A 16,919-nucleotide genomic window follows, 5' to 3' on the forward strand; every position below is an offset into this window, starting at 1 on the left:
TATACTTTCTAATTTGAAAAACTTGTCTCAATTTCACTACGTAAAACTCCATAAAAAAGTCATTACTATGAACCGAATTTATGTTTATGGTCTGATGATTTTACTTCTCTTCGCTGGTTGTAAGCAAGAAGACGAAGAGCCTCAAAAGGACGCATTCATTTTTGGTTGGTGGTCTGCAATATGTACAGGTAACTGCATTAAGATCTACAAACTAGAAAATGGGAAGCTCTATGTAGACAATTTGAATAGTTTTCGAGAGGCTGCTCTTATTACCTATCGCTCCCAACCGCTAGATGCTCAATGGGTCCCAATTGCTGAAAACTTAGAAGCCAATTTCCCTCAATATTTATTGGATAATCAATTTGCGGTAGTTGGATGCCCCGATTGCTATGATCAAGGAGCAATTTATCTTGCTTTTGAAAATGCATCAGGAGCACTTTACTGGCAGATTGATACAGATCCAGCCACCTGGCCTGAGGGTATAAAATCATATATGGAATCTGTCCTTCAGGCAATAGATCAACTTCCGCAGGACTAAAGCCGCTCCACCAAATGGTAAATTATCTTACTCAAAACGGGTTCAGCCTTTGATGCTGCGTTCACCACGTCCTGAAGGGTGATTTTGTGGATTTTCCCGGGAACTCCTAAATCCGTAATTGCAGAAATACCAAAGACCTCCATTCCAGATTGACGGGCAACCAAAACCTCTGGCACCGTACTCATCCCTACCGCATCTGCTCCAATAATCCGTAGGTATTTATACTCTGAAGGTGTTTCCAAATTTGGACCAGCCACTCCTGCATATACTCCTGTATGAACTGTCATACCATTTTCTTTGGCGATTTCCAGAGCTAATTTTACCAAGCGCTCGGAATACGCATCACTCATATCAGGAAATCTCGGCCCAAATTCAGCAGGATTCTCTCCTCTAAGTGGATTATCCGGAAAAAGATCAATATGGTCTGTCAAAATCATCACATCACCTACTTCCTGCTCAGGGTTTAAGCCGCCCGAAGCATTAGAAACCAACAATCGCTTCACTCCCAAATGCTTGAGAACCCGCACTGGAAACGTCACTTGTTTCATGGAGTATCCCTCATAGTAATGAAAGCGTCCTTTCATAGCCAAAACCTTTTTTCCTGCCAAGGTTCCCATCACTAATTTCCCAGAATGAGTCTCGACAGTAGAAACCGGAAAATGAGGAATATCCGCATAATCCACCTCCAAGATCGGATCAATATCCTCTCCCAACTTGCCAAGACCAGTCCCTAAAATGATCAAATTTTCAACAGGTTCGGGACAAAGGTTTTTCAAAAATTGAGCTGCTTCGTGAATTTGAGATAGATTGTTCATAAAGGAAAATTTTAGCTCAAAGATAGGAATCTCCACCATTCCTCGAACTTTTGAGGGCCTAAGCTTGTATTGCTATCATATTTGATTCTTGCTATGATAAAAATCATCCTAGGCACAAACCGAAAAAACTCTGTTTCTAAGCTGATTGCCTTGCAATACCAGCAGATATTAAAGGAAAAGGGAGCTGATTCTGAGATCTTGGAATTGGAAGATTTACCAGCTGATTTTATAGAATCAGCACTCTATGAGAATAATGGCAAAAACGAGGAGTTCAATCAATTCCATCAGCGTGTTTCACAAGGTAAAAAGTTTGTCTTTATCGTTCCGGAATACAATGGCTCCTTCCCTGGAGTCCTAAAAACATTCATTGATGGGATGACTTATCCCAATAATTTTAGAAACAAAAAGGCCGCACTGGTCGGCCTTTCTTCTGGAATAGGAGGAGGTGGCATCGCATTGAGCCACCTCACTGATATATTTCACTACTTGGGAATGCATGTCCTTGCTCTAAAACCAAAACTGGCGAAAATAGAGCAGAATATGTCAGATAACTTGCTCACCAACAAGCTTTATTTGGAACTACTACATACCCAAGCGGAAATGCTTTTGGAATTTTAGGATTAATCCACGTTGTCGTGAAGGAATCTATTATTTCCTAAAATTTCATTCTCATCATTGATATTGAACTTGCTGATAGAGTTTTCAGAACTGTGCTCAGGTTCGTTCAATGTCACATTCTTTCGAAGGTAAGCCGGAACTTCCAACTTCTCTTTCAGCTCTTCTGGACTTGGATTCAAGGAACGGCTTCCCTTCAACTTTTCAAATCGCTCATGCGCTCTTTGGATAGCCTTCTGCTTCATTTGCTCATAATAATCATTGGCAAATACAGGCTTAGCTGGCTCGGATGAAGCTTCTTCAGTAGGATTTTCCTTCTTCGGATTTTCTTCTTCCTCCTCATAAAGATCATGCACGATTTTCTCAGGCTCAGGAGTAGGTTTTACCTCGGCTGTTTTCTCTTTAGCTGATGGAAAATCAAATTTGAAACTTTCCTGCTTTGGTTCCTCTTTTACCGGACCTTCAGTACTTTGAATAGGAGTCTTTGGTGTTGAAAACACAAAGGTGCTTCCATTAGAAATAGGCTCTTCCTTTACTTTTTCAGACTTCCCGCTTTCCAAATTAATGACGGTCTTCACATCCTCATCCTGAACTTCAGGAGTGGCTGTTGGAGTAGAAACGGCTGGAGCAGGCTGAACTTTTGCTGCTACGGTTGAGGAAGAACTTTTATCCAGTTTATCCATTTCAAAGCCCGTTGCAATCACGGTCACTCGAATAGCTTTACCTAATTCTGGATCAATCCCTTGACCGAAGATCACTTCTGCATTATCACCGGCTTTTTCCTGAATGTATTCGGTAATCTCGCTCAATTCATCCATAGAAAGTTCCTCTTCCTCTCCAGACATGATGGAAAGAAGGATTTTCTGCGCTCCTTTGATATCGACATTGTTCAAAAGTGGAGAAGAAATTGCAGCACCTGCAGCCCGAATAGCTCGACCCTCTCCTTCTTCAGTTGATGACCCCATTACTGCAGCACCAGCTTCTTTCATTACAGTCTTCACATCCTCGAAGTCCACGTTGACATCCTGATGGACAGTAATTATTTCTGCAATAGACTTGGCAGCAGTAGTCAAAATATCATCTGCTTTGCCAAAAGCGGTACGAATAGCCAAGTTTCCATAAATCTCACGAAGCTTATCATTCAAGATTACCAAAACAGTGTCGCAATTTTCGCGAAGAGCTTCGATACCTGCTTGAGCAACAGCCATTTTCTTGCGACCTTCAAACATAAATGGAGCGGTCACAATACCTACCGTCAGAATATTTAATTCCTTGGCAATTTTAGCAAGAATTGGAGCTGCACCAGTACCTGTTCCACCACCCATTCCGGCAGTGATAAAGACCATCTTGGTATTGTCCGCAAGCAACTCACGGATTTCCTCCTGTGATTCAAGAGCAGCATTTCGGCCTTGCTCAGGATTGGCACCCGCACCGAGACCTTCGGTTAGGTTGGCGCCTAATTGAAGCCTCAAAGGAACCGGGCTAGACTTCAAAGCTTGTGCGTCGGTATTGACTACCACAAACTCCACGTCTTTAATTCCTTGATTGTACATGTGGTTGACGGCATTCGAACCGCCACCTCCGACACCGATTACTTTGATAATCGATTTTTGATTCTTTGGAAGATCAAATCTGTAATCTTTCATGTTATCTGACATATTTATTGAATTGGTGAACTAGTTATTTTCTTTTGTTTTTTGAGGTTAAATCGGGGAAATCAAGGACAGAATCCTTGATCTCCCCCCAATCATAAGCCCTAGTAATTACTGTCGTCTCCGATGTCATCGTGAATGATGCTTTTCAGCTTTTCACCGATGTTTCGGAAAATATCTTTTGCATTAAATTCTCTTTTGATGGCTTTGGTCGTCCCACCAGCATTTGCAATCCGCTGATTGTAGAGTTCCTCCCGATCATCCAAGGATTTGAACCCGGCCAATACCAAGCCTACTGAAGTCGCGTACATAGGACTCTTGACTTCTTCAATGGCTGTCTTACCCAAATGCTCATTTGGATGACCAATCCGGGTATCCAAACCGGTCATGTATTCAAATAGCTGCGCTACAAATTGAAGCTGGGATCCACCACCTGTGATGACAATTCCTCCAGCTAACTTTTTGTAGTATCCGCTTTGCATAATTTCATTTTGGACGATCTCGATGATCTCTTCCATTCTAGCTTGGATAATAGAGGCAAGATTTCGAATCGAAATTTCCTTTGGAGGCCGATTTCTGAGACCCGGTATGGAAACGATCTCATTTGGGTTAGCCTCCTCAGCGATTGCTTTTCCAAATCGAGTTTTCAGCAACTCAGCTTGGTTTTGCATAACCATGCAACCTTCTTTAATGTCCTTGGTGATGATATTACCTCCCAAAGGAATCACGGCTGTATGGCGAATGATATTTTCATAAAAAATGGCAACATCTGTGGTTCCCCCACCAATGTCCACCAAGCAAACGCCTGCTTCTTTTTCCTCATCACTGAGTACTGCAAGCGAGCTCGCCAAAGGTTCCAAAATCAATTGCTTGGAAGAAAGATTAGCTCTGCGAACACATCGGTTGATATTGTTGATAGCCGTAGTCTGGGCAGTGATGATATGGAAATCCGCTTCAAGGCGAGTTCCTGACATACCCACTGGATCCTTAATCCCACCTTCATAGTCCACGGTATAATCCTGTGGCATGACGTGGATGATTTTATTCCCCGGCGGTACAAGTATATTTTCCATTTCGGATGAAAGTCGACGTACATCCTCTACAGTAATTTCATCCTCAGTAGGCTGACGCATGATGCTGCCACTTTGAATTTTACTTTGGATGTGTTGGCCAGCAATCCCGACGATTACTTCGCCAATCTCCACCTCAGCCATATCGGATGCTTCCTCTACGGCCTTTTCGATGGCATGAACAGTCTTGTCAATATTGGTGACAACACCTCGCTCTACTCCATCAGAGACAGCTTTGCCCATTCCGAGCACTTCGAGCTTTCCATACTCATTTTTGCGACCGACGATGGCACAAATTTTTGTGGTACCGATATCCAGTCCGACGATTAATTTTTCATTTTCCATACCCAAGCTATTATTCACAGACTATTTGTTCTTTAAATTTCACACTGACTCTCTCGTAGGCATCCCAACCTTTTCTGGGTAAAATTTCACTGTAGAAAATCTGGATCCGCTCAAACTTATCGTCCAGATTACCAGCATCTCCCAGTTCAATCACCTGTCTACCCACCTGCTGATAAAGGCGGATATCCGTTTTGCTATTCACTTCTACTTCGGTAATCTGAGCTTTCCAAAACTCATCCCCATTAATGAATGTGATCAAATCCATCAATTCAGGCATTTCGGTCATGACTTCTCCCTGATCTAACAGCTTCTCCAGTTGTGGTCCATAAAGGATCAGCACCCGACTGGTATAACTTGGAGAGGTTGGGATAATTTTTCCTTCTGTAGTGATATAAGCATCTGCAGCAAGAGGTCTTGCAATTCTCGCGATGGGTTGATGTTGCTCAATCCAAAGCTGAAGAATCCCTTTTTGACCCAGACTTGCATCCGCATTTTTCACGAAAGGATGTCCTTTCAGTCTATCTTCGATTTCTTTCAGAGGCACTTCTTCCAGCATCATTCCTGCCTTCAGATTCGGAAAGCCTTCCTGAATCAGGGGTACGATTTCTTTCGAATCCACGAAGTAAAGGCCACTGACTCCTTCAATCTGAACCTCCAATCCTTGATAAGTCTTGTATTGACTTTGCTTCTCAACAAAGCCGATAAACCCAAGCAAAATCACGCTCAGAATCAAGAAGCCGATAAACTTTCGAATCCGCATCTTTTTCATAGCAACTCAGGTTTTAATCGTGAACGCATCCAATCCTGTACTTTAGGAACCAGCCTATCGATATCTCCAGCACCCATGGTCACCAAGAGTTCAGGATCCCATTTTTCCAGCACTTCAAATAGCTGTTCCTTGGAAACAATCATCTTATCCGAAGTATGGATGTCCTCAAACAGCATCTCCGAACTAACTCCCGGTATTGGTAATTCTCGAGCAGGATAGATATCCAACAAGAGTACCTGATCGGCGAGTGAAAGGCTTTCTGAAAAGCCTTCAGCAAAATCCCTTGTTCTTGAGAAAAGGTGCGGCTGAAATACCACCGTCAATTTCTTTCCCGGATACATAGCACGTACCGAACTTAAGCATGCTCTAATCTCTTCAGGGTGATGAGCGTAATCATCGATATACACCTTTCCACCTTCCTGAACCAATATTTCAAATCGTCTTTTCACACCTCGGAATGAGGCTAGTCCAGCCTTGATTTCAACAGGTGAAAGACCATGATCCAAGGCTACAGCAATAGCTGAAAGCGCATTTTCAACATTATGGAAGCCAGGAATGAACAATTCCAAATTCTTGATTTGAACCTTTCCATCTTCATAATCGAAGACAAAAGAACCTGGTCTAGCCTGCACATTTTCTGCATGAATACCAGAGGCAGATCGCAGTCCATAAATCTTTACACCTTTTTGTGGAAGGTTTTCCGTTCCGATTTTAGTAGCAGCTTTATCCTGAATCAGGAGTTTTCCTTTTTTCTGCAAAAGCTTGATAAACTCCCTGAAACCTTCCAAAATAGTTTCCTCATCACCATAGATATCCAAATGGTCAGGGTCAGCGCTAGTGACCACCTCTACATCCGGATGTAGTCTTAAGAAGGACCGATCAAACTCATCAGCCTCCACCACCATGATAGTGGCATCTTTTGTTGTATTTAAAATCAGATTGCTCTGGTAGTTTTGGGTAATCCCTCCCAAAAATGCAGTAACAGGCTTCCCAGCTGACTTGAGCAAATGGGCAATGAGTGAAGAAGTAGTTGTCTTTCCATGCGTGCCTGCTACAGCAATCGTGTAATGATCTGCTGTAATCATTCCCAAAACCTCAGACCTTTTCTTCATCGCAAATCCCCCTGAAGTAAAGAACTGATACAAGACAGAGTCTTTTGGAATAGCTGGAGTCCAAACAACCAGCATATCTTCTTTATCCTGCATGAAATTTTCCGGGATAGCAGAAGTTTGATCTTCAAAACTTATGGCAATTCCCTCATCGAATAATTGATCGGTCAAAGGAGAAGGCGTGCGGTCATATCCGGCTACAGCATAGCCAGCCTGATGGAACCAGCGGGCAAGGGCACTCATGCCAATACCACCGATTCCTAGGAAATAGACGCTATGTATGCCTTCCAATTTCACGCTACCAGTTTTTCGATTTCATTTACTATTGTTTCTGTGGCATGTGGTTTTGCCAATTTTTTTATGTTTTCACCTAGACTTTCTACCAAGTCAGGATTATTCAAAATCTGATCAATCTCCTTCTTCATATTCCCAATAGCTTCACCATCTTTTAATAAAACCGCTGCATGATGCGTCACATAAGCCATCGCATTTTTGGTTTGATGGTCTTCAGCCACATTGGGTGATGGAATAAAAATCACTGGCTTCCCAACCAATGAAAGTTCGGATACTGACAAAGCACCAGCTCGTGAAACAATCACATCAGCAGCAGCATATGCCAAATCCATTTCTCGGATAAATTCCCGTACATGAATATGCTTCAACCCGGACTGCTCGGTTAGCTCCGCCATCTCTTTGAAATAAAACTTACCGCACTGCCAAAGGACTTGGTATCCATCTTTTTCAAACTGCTCCATATCCTTCAACACCCCTTGATTTAGGGTTCGAGCTCCTAAGGATCCCCCAAGAACCAAAACAGTTTTGCGATTGCTATCCAGTCCGAAGTGATCCAAAGCCTTTTCTCGCTTTCCTTCTAGATTTAGTAAATCCTTTCTCACTGGATTTCCAGTATTGACAATTCTGTCAGCTGGAAAAAACTTTTCCATACCCGGATAGGCCACACAGATTTTTCTCGCTTTTTTGGATAAAATCTTATTGGTCAATCCTGCATAAGAATTCTGTTCCTGAATCAGCGTTGGTATTTTTTTGCCTTGAGCGGCATAGAGTACCGGACCGCTTGCATAGCCTCCCACTCCTACTACTACCTGAGGATCAAATTCCTTCACGATTCGCTTAGCTTGAGTTAAGCTTTTCAACAATTTGATCGGGAAACTGAGGTTAGCCAAAGTCAATTTTCGCTGAAGACCGGCTACTGGAAGTCCAATGATTTTGTAGCCAGCTTCCGGTACTTTTTGCATTTCCATTTTCCCCAAAGCACCCACAAAAAGCACCTCACTGTCCGGATGTTTTTCCATCCAGGCATTAGCAATGGCGATCGCCGGATAGATATGTCCTCCGGTGCCTCCTCCGCTAATCATTAGGCGATATGTAGGTGTAGTAGTAATGGTTAAGCAGTTTTAAGTTTTGGTCTATTCATGGCGCTACCAGTCTGCATTTCATCCTGATGGTCGCCACGGCTTACAGATAGAATAATTCCCAAAGAAATCCCTGTAAATACCAAGGAAGTCCCTCCCATACTGAGTAGAGGCAAAGGCAAACCAGTAATAGGTCCTAAGCCCACAGCAACGGCCATGTTCACCAATGCCTGGATTACCAGTGCAAAGCTTAATCCGGCGGACAATAATCCACCGAAGGCCTTATTGGAATTGGCTACGATCCGCATTCCCCGATAAAGCAAAGCCAAATAGAGGAAGAGGACGGAAATCCCACCTATCATCCCATATTCTTCTATTATGATCGCATAGATGAAATCGGAATACGGGTGAGGAAGCGAATTTCTTTGCTCAGAATTTCCAGGACCTTTTCCGGTAATCCCTCCCGTTGCAATGGCGATGTAAGACTGTTCTGCCTGGAATGGGATCTTGCTTTCATCAGTAGACGATTCTACAAAGTCCTGAATTCGGGACTTAAATGTTTCTCCTCGTTGTCCTAAGAAAATGGCGGATGTCAAACCTAAAATCCCGACCATCACAACGATCATAAGGTATTTGAGCGGCACCCGACCGATAAACATGATCAAGAGGCAGGTAGATAGCAACAAGATGGCTGTTGACATATTTGCCAAACCGATCAAAGCGCATATAATTCCTATCGCAATGATGATGGGCAAAAAGGTACTTTTGAAGTCTGTGATATTATTCTGACGTCTTGCCAACATAGCTGCCAAAGCAGCAATCAAAGCCAACTTGGCCAAGTCAGAAGGCTGGAAGGCTTGGTTAATAACCGGAATAGTTAACCAGCGATTTGCTTCATTAATATTGGAACCAAACAAATACGTAATCAAAAGCAAAGGCATGGACAAGTACATCGCTAGCCTTGCATAAAGGGCATAATTTCTATAAGGCACCTTGTGAGCTAACCACATCACTGCCAAGGAGACAAATACCAAAACAGAATGACGAACTAAATACAACTCTGTATTTCCTCCCGCATATTTGTATGCCAAAGAGCCAGTAGCAGAATACACTACCAGAATACTGAATAGAGATAGCAGTATCACGATCCCCCAAATGATAGGGTCTCCCTTGAAATGCTCATCGATCCATGACTTAAATTGGCTCATGCGCTGATTTTCATTTTAAGGTTCAACACTCCTTCTCTAAACTGATTGCCACGATCCTCATAGTTTCGGAATAAATCGAAACTCGCACAGGCAGGCGAAAGCAATACCACATCCCCAGGCTGGGATAATTCCCTTCCCCAGTCGATTGCTTCTAGTATATTTTGAGTTTCCCGTATGACAGGAATGACCCCGTTAAATTCTTTAAGAAGCTTTTCATTGTCCTTACCTAGGCAAACCAAAGCTTTCACTCTCCCTTGGATTAAAGGGAGAATCGTGGAATAATCATTTCCTTTATCCACTCCTCCGGCTATCCAGATAACACCTGAAGGGTAGCTTTCAAGTGCATAGGCGGTTGCCTCTACATTCGTTCCCTTACTGTCATTCACATAGACTACGCCGTCCAATTCCGCCACTTTTTCCATTCGGTGAGGGGCATTTTGGAAGGTCTTTATTCCCTTCTCAATTTGCTCTTTACTCAAGCCCACCAATCGGGCTGCAGTAATTGCAAACAGGGCATTGAGAATATTATGCTTTCCTTGAATAGGAAGCAGCTTTGTGGCAATCTGAATCGGCTCTTCACCAATTCCTATATGCAGCATTTCTCCATCTAAAAAGCTGCTTGCATCCTTTTCATTAAGAGAAATGAAAACCTTTTTAGCTCGGATTTTAGAAGAAGCCAATCCCTTTTGGCTAAGTGAATCTTCACTAAGGAATAATGCATAATCCTGCTTTTTCTGATTGATGAAAAGCCTAAACTTGGAAGCGATGTAATTTTCGATTTTGTACTCATATCTATCCAGATGATCTGGAGTGATATTCGTAAGCATGGCTATATGCGGATGGAAAGTCTGAAGACCATCAATCTGGAAACTACTGGTTTCAATCACCCACCAATCTTTATCAGACTCTAATAGTTGAGCAGCCCAACTATGACCAACATTCCCTGCCAAACCGACATTTAGCCCTGTTTCTTTCAGCAAATGATAAGTCAATAAGGTAGTTGTGGTTTTACCATTTGTTCCAGTGATCGCTATTACTTTTCCATTAGAAAAATGATGCGCCAATTCCAATTCATCCACTACTGCCAAGCCCTGATCCAATGCTTTTTGAATGATGGGAACTTTGAATGAAATACCTGGACTTTTGATGATCAAATCCACATCAAGAATCCTTTCTTCTGAATGCTGACCCTCTTCAAATTCAATTCCTGCTTCCAGTAATCGTTGTTTTCTTTCCGAATTAATCTGACCGGCATCACTAACGAAAACCCCATAGCCCATCCGCTGTGCTAGCAATGCTGCTCCCAGTCCGCTTTCTCCTGCTCCTATGATGGCTACGTTTTTCAAGGTTTATCTCAATTTCAAGGTTGCTAGTGTAATGACTGCCAGTAAAATCCCCACGATCCAAAAACGGGTGACGATTTTTGCTTCAGGAATATTTTTCTTTTGATAATGGTGGTGCAAAGGAGACATCAGGAAAATCCGACGCCCTTCCCCATATTTCTTTTTTGTGTATTTGAAGTAGCTGACTTGAAGAACTACGCTGAGATTTTCGATGACAAAAATCCCGCACATGATAGGAATCAAGAGTTCTTTTCGAAGTGTCAAGGCCATGACCGCAATCGCCCCTCCCAACATCAAGGATCCTGTATCTCCCATAAAAACTTGGGCCGGATAGGCATTGTACCAAAGAAACCCGATACAGGCTCCAATAAAGGCAGATGCAAAAATTACCAGCTCCCCTGAGTTGGGGATATACATGATATTCAGATATTGAGAGAAAATGGCATTACCGCTGAGATATGCGAAAATGGCGATAGTCAGACCAATAATGGCCGAAGTACCGGCCGCAAGCCCATCGATTCCATCAGTAATATTCGCCCCATTTGATACCGCTGTGATGATGAAAATCACTACCAAAATGTAGAGAATTGGAGTAACTGACTCACCCAAAAACCCAAGTAATCTTTCGTAATCCAACTCATTGTTTTTAACAAAAGGAATTGTGGTTTTCAAGGCCTTCACATCCTGAAATGCTGGAGTTTCAACTACCCCACTTTCTACTGAAACAGGTGTAGAAAACTCACGGATTACCACATCCTCATGGAAATAAAGTGTAGCCCCTACAATCACACCAATACCGATTTGGCCAACGATTTTGAAGCGACCCTTTAAGCCTTCCTTATTTTTCTTGAAAACCTTGATATAGTCATCCACAAATCCAATTCCTCCCAACCAAACAGTGGTCACCAGCAGCAGAATTATGTAGATGTTATCTAAATCACCGAAAAGCAATGTTGGAATTACAATAGCGGCGATTATCATCAAGCCCCCCATAGTAGGAGTTCCTTTTTTCTGAGCCTGACCTTCCAATCCTAAGTCTCGGACGGTCTCGCCGATTTGCTTATTTCGGATCCAATTGATGATGTGATTTCCAAAGGTGATCGTGATGATCAGGGAAACTAATGCTGCCATGCCAGCCCGGAAAGAAATATAGCGGAACACTCCCGCTCCCGGAAAATCCAATACTTGGTCTAAATATTCAAAAATCGGATATAGCATATCAGTTTTGACTCAATTGATCTAAAATTTCATTTACCACTTCAGCATCATCAAAATGATGCTTGACGCCCTGGATTTCCTGATAGTCTTCATGCCCTTTCCCGGCAATCAGAATGATGTCTCCTTTTTGAGAAAGCATGCAGGCTGTTCGAATTGCTTCTTTTCGATCGACAATGCGAAGTACTTTTCGAAGATCAGATGGACCAACACCCTGCTGCATATCATCCAGAATAGCTTCAGGATCTTCAAATCGTGGATTATCAGAAGTCAAAATGACTTTGTCACTTTCCTGCACAGCGATTTTTGCCATCATAGGACGCTTAGCTTTATCTCGGTTTCCTCCACAACCTACTACTGTGATCACCTGCTCTCCTCCTGTCCGTACCCCATTGATGGTTCTCAATACATTTTCAAGCGCATCAGGAGTATGTGCATAATCTACGATAGCCGTAATTCCAGCTTTAGAAATGCGATCAAAGCGACCCTTAGCGCCAGGAATAGCAGAAAGATGCTGTAAAACCTCTTCCTCATCTTCTCCCAAAAGCACTGCAGCCCCAAAAACAGCAAGCAAGTTGTAAGCATTGAATGCACCAATCAGCCTAAACCATACCTGCTTCCCATTCAAGTCTAATTCAAGACCTTCGATGGTATTGGAAATGATTTTTGCTTTAAAGTCAGCAGCTGATTTTAACGCATAGATTTGATGAGTAGCCTTACAGTTTTGAAGCATAACCAGCCCACGCTTATCATCTCCATTGACTAAGGCAAAAGCATCTTTTTGTAAGTCATCAAATAGCTTCTTTTTGGCTTTGATGTATTCATCAAAGGTTTTATGGTAATCCAGATGGTCATGACTGATATTGGTGAAAATTGCTCCAGCCAATTGCAACCCTGCAATACGCTCCTGTACTATGGCATGGGAGCTCGCTTCCATAAAACAATGGGTACAGCCCTCATCTACCATTTTGCGGAGCAAGGCTTGAATGCTGACCGCATCCGGAGTTGTGTGAGTAGCGGGGATTACTTCCTCATTGATTTTATTCTCAACCGTAGAAAGAAGGCCCGTACTATAACCCATAGCCATGAAGAGCTGATGCAGCAAGGTAACCGTGGTAGTTTTACCATTGGTCCCAGTAACGGCAACTACCTTGATCTTATGGGAAGGATTGTCATAGTAATTGGAAGCCATGATTCCCAAAGCCTTTGCAGAGTCAGTCACCTGAACCCAAGTGACATCTTCCGCTAAGTTTTCTGGTAATTTTTCGCAGACAACCACTCTAGCTCCCTGCTCAATTGCCTTAGGGATAAAATCATGTCCATCCACTTGAGTCCCAGCGACAGCAACAAAGGCAGACCCTTTTGATACCTTTCGGCTATCAAAAACCAGATCTTTCACCTTCACTTCCATGTCACCTTGGGTAGTGAGAAGAGATACTTTGTATAATATGTCCTTTAAAACTTTCACTTATCCGAGCTCCAGATTTATAGTCGTATTTGGTTCCAATTTGCTACCAGGAATAAGCGACTGACTCTTCACCAACCCCTTTCCTTGGTAATTCACTCTAATGCCTTTGTTTTCAAGAATAAATAGTGCATCCCGCAATGGGAGTCCGGAAACATCCGGTACCGTATTCGGGTCACTTTCATTGATTCGCCAATCAATCTTATTGTCATTTGCCACCACTTTCACCCATTCTTCAGGTTGTGTGGGCGAAGCTTTAATTCCTAGCTTTTCAAAAATCTGATGGATTTCTTCTGCCTTTCCAGCTCGGACATAGGGAAGGGCTGCATTCGGCTGCGCTGAAGCAATTTGAGCTTGTGAGTTTGGATTCAACTCCAAATCCAAGGCATAAATTTTATCAGCAATTTCTTTGAAAACTGGTGCTGAAACATCACCTCCATAAGCCGCAAATCCTGAAGGACTATCGATCACGACAATCATGGAGTATTTAGGGCGGTCCGCGGGGAAATACCCTGCAAAGCTGGTGTAATACCTCTTCGTATATTGACCATTTTCTAATTTCTGGGCAGTACCCGTCTTCCCTGCTATGGAATATTCAGCGTCGGAAATATTTTTGGCAGTACCTCTCACGACCACTCCTTCTAAGAGCTCCTGCAGTTGCTTGATGGTTTTCTCAGATGCGATTTGCTTTCGGATAATTTCTGTCCCGTACTCTTTTTCAATGGTATTTCCTTTTACAATAGCCTGCACCAAATAGGGTTTGACCATCTTTCCATCATTGGCCACGGCATTGTAGAGCGCCAAGGTATGGATTGGATTTAGCTTGCTTTCGTAGCCAATAGAGATCCAAGGCAGTGATGTGCCATACCAATCCTTTTCTCCGGGCTTTTTGAAAAATGGCTTTCCTTCTCCGGCAAGTTGGAAATCAAATGGTTCGTTTAAGCCAACCTTTTCTAGGTAGCCCATAAATTTGGATGGACTTGAGCCAAAATGCTCATCTACTAATTTGGAGATGGCAACATTGGATGATTTCTCGAAAGCTTCCCGAATAGTTAGCGTTCCGTAACCACCGTTTTTAGCATCACGCATTATTTGATTGTAAAATCGTTGAGCACCATTTCCGGTATCGACTTTTTCATCAAGAGAAATCTTATTTTCCTCCAAAAGGGTGAGCATGGAAAACAACTTGAAGGTCGAACCCGGCTCAGTATTTCCCTGATCACCAATTGCGAAATTGTAGTTTTCGCCATAACCGCGACCGCTTTTATTTTTTTGCAGGTTAGCGATAGCTTTGATTTTTCCGGTTTTAACCTCCATGACGATCACCGAACCAAAAGCTGCATCTCGAGCTTCTAGCTGTCGAAGCAAAGCTGTCTCTGCCACATCCTGAATGTTGACATCCAAGGTGGTGATTACGTCATATCCGTCTTCGGGCTTGATATCTTCTGCATCAAAAACAGGCTTCCAGCTTCCTCCAGCTAATCGCTGAAATAGAGCTTTCCCGTCTTTACCCTTTAAATAATTATTGAAACTGTATTCAATACCCGCTCCATATTCATCTTCATTGATAAAGCCAACCGTTCTGCTAGCCAAAGAATTAAATGGTCGATATCGTTTTTCAACTTTCTCAAAAAGTACTCCTCCCCCGAGTCGACCTTCTCGGAAGATGGGCCACTGAGACATCTTTTGCATGTCTTGATAGCCAATTTGTCTTCTGTTTAGAACGATGTAGCGCTTTTTATCCAAGCGAGCATCAGTAATCATACGCTTATAAGCTTTGGCTGATTTGTCTTTATAAAATCCTGAGAGCAATTGAGCCAAAGAATCAATCCCTTCTTCAAAAGTGGAATTTTTGGACATGGTAGGATCCAAGGCTACTCTATAAAAAGGTAAACTGGTAGCCAAAAGACTTCCATCCCCCGCGTAAATATTTCCCCGAGTGGCTGGCACTTCCCGATATTGAAAATTGATCGTTTGTGCTTTTTCCCGCCATTTATCACCCTGCTCAAATTGAATTTTGGCAATACGAAGAGGAATCGCCGTCGTAACGAGCGCTATGAGGATAAATACAATCCTCACTCGAAGCACTATGGAACGCTTGATATTCACTCTTCTACTTCTATTTTGACAGGTGGTTCTTTAAGTTCTATGATTCCTTTATTTGCTACTTTTTTTGCCAATTCAGACTGCATGCTGCTGAGCATGTACTCTGCTTCCAGCGTTGTCACATCAGCGCGAATGTCTTCCACTTCCTGCTGCACTTTCTCAATTTTTCGGACCATATTTTCAGCCCGATGATTGCTCCAGATATAGATCAAAGCCAATAAAACAACAAAGCCAACCGGGGGAACCAACTGTACCGGAACTCCTTCACCAAGAATCCGGGTCACATTCAGTTTTTCCTCCATCCAGGAGAAAATTGTCTTCCCAGAACGGGTCGACTTCGACCTGTTTCCTGATTTCAATTTTTTCCTAAATGTGTTTTGACTCATTTGCCTACTTTCTTTGCTATTCTGAGTTTCGCACTTCTTGCCCGAGGGTTTGCAGCTATTTCTTTCGCGTCAGCGGTAATTGCACCTCTGCTGACAGGCTCTAGTGGCCGAATAGGGTTGCCGAAAAAATCCTTTTCCAATTCCCCTTGAAACTTCCCTTTTGTAATGAGATTCTTGACCAATCTGTCTTCCAAACTGTGGTAACTCATCACTACCAATCTCCCCTCAGGCTTCAAAAGATCAACGGCGTTTAGAAGAAATTCTTCCAAAGCACCCAATTCATCATTCACTTCAATTCGCAAAGCCTGAAATACCTGCGCGAAATATTTAAACTCTCTCCCTTTCGGAGCATATTTTTTCAAAAAAGCGGTAAAGCCTTCTGTCGTTTCAAATGGTCTATCCATACGCTCCGACACAATTCCTTGCGCCAGAGTCTTTGCATTTTTGACTTCCCCATACATCCCCAGAATCCGATGAAGCTTTGATTCCTCATAAGTATTGAGGATATCTTTAGCACTCAATCCTTGGCTAGGGTTCATCCGCATATCCAACTCCCCTTCAAAGCGCGTAGAAAAACCTCGTGAAGGTTCATCAATTTGATGAGAAGAAATTCCCAAATCCGCCAAAATCCCATCTACCTCACGGACACCATAAAGTCGAAGAAACTTTTTGATATCCCGGAAATTGGCAGCCACAAAAGTGAAGCGATCATCATCTATCGCATTTGCCTCTGCATCAGGGTCTTGATCAAATCCATAAAGGTGCCCATTGTCCAAATGCTTGAGAATTTCACGGGAATGACCACCTCCACCGAAGGTAACATCGACATATACCCCGTTCGGGTTAATAGCCAAGCCTTCAGTGCATTGGGCGAGCATCACTGGAATATGGTACACAGAAGTTGTCATGA

15 protein-coding genes are annotated in these 16,919 nt (G+C 42.8%); 2 read left to right on the forward strand and 13 right to left on the reverse strand.

Annotated elements, in window-relative coordinates:
* Positions 1-67: 67 nt before the first annotated feature.
* Entirely contained in the window at positions 68-538 is a 471-nt protein-coding gene (locus NY014_RS09125) for a hypothetical protein (RefSeq protein WP_259414293.1), read from the forward strand.
* Here NY014_RS09125 and NY014_RS09130 read toward each other — a convergent pair.
* Positions 535-1,353 carry a purine-nucleoside phosphorylase gene (locus NY014_RS09130; RefSeq protein WP_259414294.1) on the reverse strand — a complete coding sequence of 273 codons (819 nt, stop codon included), beginning with the start codon at positions 1,351-1,353 and terminating at the stop codon, positions 535-537. The genes NY014_RS09125 and NY014_RS09130 overlap by 4 nt on opposite strands.
* Before the next feature lie 93 nt (positions 1,354-1,446).
* On the opposite strand from NY014_RS09130, the gene NY014_RS09135 reads away from it, so the two are divergent.
* On the forward strand, positions 1,447-1,971 hold the full coding sequence (locus NY014_RS09135; protein WP_259414295.1) for an NADPH-dependent FMN reductase: 525 nt from the start codon (positions 1,447-1,449) through the stop codon (positions 1,969-1,971).
* A 2-nt stretch (positions 1,972-1,973) separates the two neighbouring features.
* On the opposite strand, the gene ftsZ is transcribed toward NY014_RS09135, so the two are convergent.
* From ftsZ to rsmH, 12 genes are all read right to left on the reverse strand, one after another.
* Positions 1,974-3,614 (reverse strand): cell division protein FtsZ, encoded by a 1,641-nt coding sequence (gene ftsZ / locus NY014_RS09140; RefSeq protein ID WP_259414296.1) that lies wholly within the window; start codon positions 3,612-3,614, stop codon positions 1,974-1,976.
* A 110-nt stretch (positions 3,615-3,724) separates the two neighbouring features.
* Positions 3,725-5,035: a cell division protein FtsA gene (ftsA, locus tag NY014_RS09145; protein WP_259414871.1), complete on the reverse strand. Its 1,311-nt coding sequence runs from the start codon at positions 5,033-5,035 to the stop codon at positions 3,725-3,727.
* 10 nt (positions 5,036-5,045) lie between these two features.
* Positions 5,046-5,804 carry a cell division protein FtsQ/DivIB gene (locus NY014_RS09150; RefSeq protein ID WP_259414297.1) on the reverse strand — a complete coding sequence of 253 codons (759 nt, stop codon included), beginning with the start codon at positions 5,802-5,804 and terminating at the stop codon, positions 5,046-5,048.
* A complete protein-coding gene (murC, locus tag NY014_RS09155; protein WP_259414298.1) occupies positions 5,801-7,210 on the reverse strand; it encodes a UDP-N-acetylmuramate--L-alanine ligase in 1,410 nt (469 codons plus the stop codon). Before murC ends, NY014_RS09150 begins: the two co-directional genes overlap by 4 nt.
* Positions 7,207-8,289 (reverse strand): undecaprenyldiphospho-muramoylpentapeptide beta-N-acetylglucosaminyltransferase, encoded by a 1,083-nt coding sequence (gene murG, locus NY014_RS09160; protein WP_259414299.1) that lies wholly within the window; start codon positions 8,287-8,289, stop codon positions 7,207-7,209. Before murG ends, murC begins: the two co-directional genes overlap by 4 nt.
* Before the next feature lie 29 nt (positions 8,290-8,318).
* Positions 8,319-9,494, reverse strand: coding sequence for an FtsW/RodA/SpoVE family cell cycle protein (locus tag NY014_RS09165; protein ID WP_259414300.1), 1,176 nt, complete (start codon positions 9,492-9,494; stop codon positions 8,319-8,321).
* Positions 9,491-10,840, reverse strand: coding sequence for a UDP-N-acetylmuramoyl-L-alanine--D-glutamate ligase (gene murD / locus NY014_RS09170; RefSeq protein WP_259414301.1), 1,350 nt, complete (start codon positions 10,838-10,840; stop codon positions 9,491-9,493). The genes NY014_RS09165 and murD overlap by 4 nt, the downstream gene beginning before the upstream one ends.
* 3 nt (positions 10,841-10,843) lie before the next feature.
* Positions 10,844-12,055, reverse strand: coding sequence for a phospho-N-acetylmuramoyl-pentapeptide-transferase (gene mraY, locus NY014_RS09175; protein WP_259414302.1), 1,212 nt, complete (start codon positions 12,053-12,055; stop codon positions 10,844-10,846).
* A gap of 1 nt (position 12,056) precedes the next feature.
* Positions 12,057-13,520, reverse strand: coding sequence for a UDP-N-acetylmuramoyl-L-alanyl-D-glutamate--2,6-diaminopimelate ligase (locus NY014_RS09180; RefSeq protein ID WP_259414303.1), 1,464 nt, complete (start codon positions 13,518-13,520; stop codon positions 12,057-12,059).
* Positions 13,521-15,626, reverse strand: coding sequence for a penicillin-binding protein (locus NY014_RS09185; RefSeq protein ID WP_259414304.1), 2,106 nt, complete (start codon positions 15,624-15,626; stop codon positions 13,521-13,523).
* Entirely contained in the window at positions 15,623-16,009 is a 387-nt protein-coding gene (locus NY014_RS09190; protein WP_259414305.1) for an FtsL-like putative cell division protein, read from the reverse strand. The genes NY014_RS09185 and NY014_RS09190 overlap by 4 nt, the downstream gene beginning before the upstream one ends.
* Positions 16,006-16,917, reverse strand: coding sequence for a 16S rRNA (cytosine(1402)-N(4))-methyltransferase RsmH (gene rsmH, locus NY014_RS09195; RefSeq protein WP_259414306.1), 912 nt, complete (start codon positions 16,915-16,917; stop codon positions 16,006-16,008). Before rsmH ends, NY014_RS09190 begins: the two co-directional genes overlap by 4 nt.
* Positions 16,918-16,919: the final 2 nt, after the last annotated feature.

The organism is Algoriphagus limi, assembly GCF_024919275.1.
Taxonomy (GTDB): domain Bacteria; phylum Bacteroidota; class Bacteroidia; order Cytophagales; family Cyclobacteriaceae; genus Algoriphagus; species Algoriphagus limi.

Coding starts and splice junctions, on each gene's coding strand:
- ftsZ (WP_259414296.1), bottom strand. CDS start 3,614: ATGAAAGATTACAGATTTGATCTTCCAAAGAATCAAAAATCGATTATC.
- NY014_RS09125 (WP_259414293.1), top strand. CDS start 68: ATGAACCGAATTTATGTTTATGGTCTGATGATTTTACTTCTCTTCGCT.
- rsmH (WP_259414306.1), bottom strand. CDS start 16,917: ATGACAACTTCTGTGTACCATATTCCAGTGATGCTCGCCCAATGCACT.
- mraY (WP_259414302.1), bottom strand. CDS start 12,055: ATGCTATATCCGATTTTTGAATATTTAGACCAAGTATTGGATTTTCCG.
- NY014_RS09150 (WP_259414297.1), bottom strand. CDS start 5,804: ATGAAAAAGATGCGGATTCGAAAGTTTATCGGCTTCTTGATTCTGAGC.
- murG (WP_259414299.1), bottom strand. CDS start 8,289: ATGATTAGCGGAGGAGGCACCGGAGGACATATCTATCCGGCGATCGCC.
- ftsA (WP_259414871.1), bottom strand. CDS start 5,035: ATGGAAAATGAAAAATTAATCGTCGGACTGGATATCGGTACCACAAAA.
- NY014_RS09165 (WP_259414300.1), bottom strand. CDS start 9,494: ATGAGCCAATTTAAGTCATGGATCGATGAGCATTTCAAGGGAGACCCT.
- NY014_RS09135 (WP_259414295.1), top strand. CDS start 1,447: ATGATAAAAATCATCCTAGGCACAAACCGAAAAAACTCTGTTTCTAAG.
- NY014_RS09130 (WP_259414294.1), bottom strand. CDS start 1,353: ATGAACAATCTATCTCAAATTCACGAAGCAGCTCAATTTTTGAAAAAC.
- NY014_RS09190 (WP_259414305.1), bottom strand. CDS start 16,009: ATGAGTCAAAACACATTTAGGAAAAAATTGAAATCAGGAAACAGGTCG.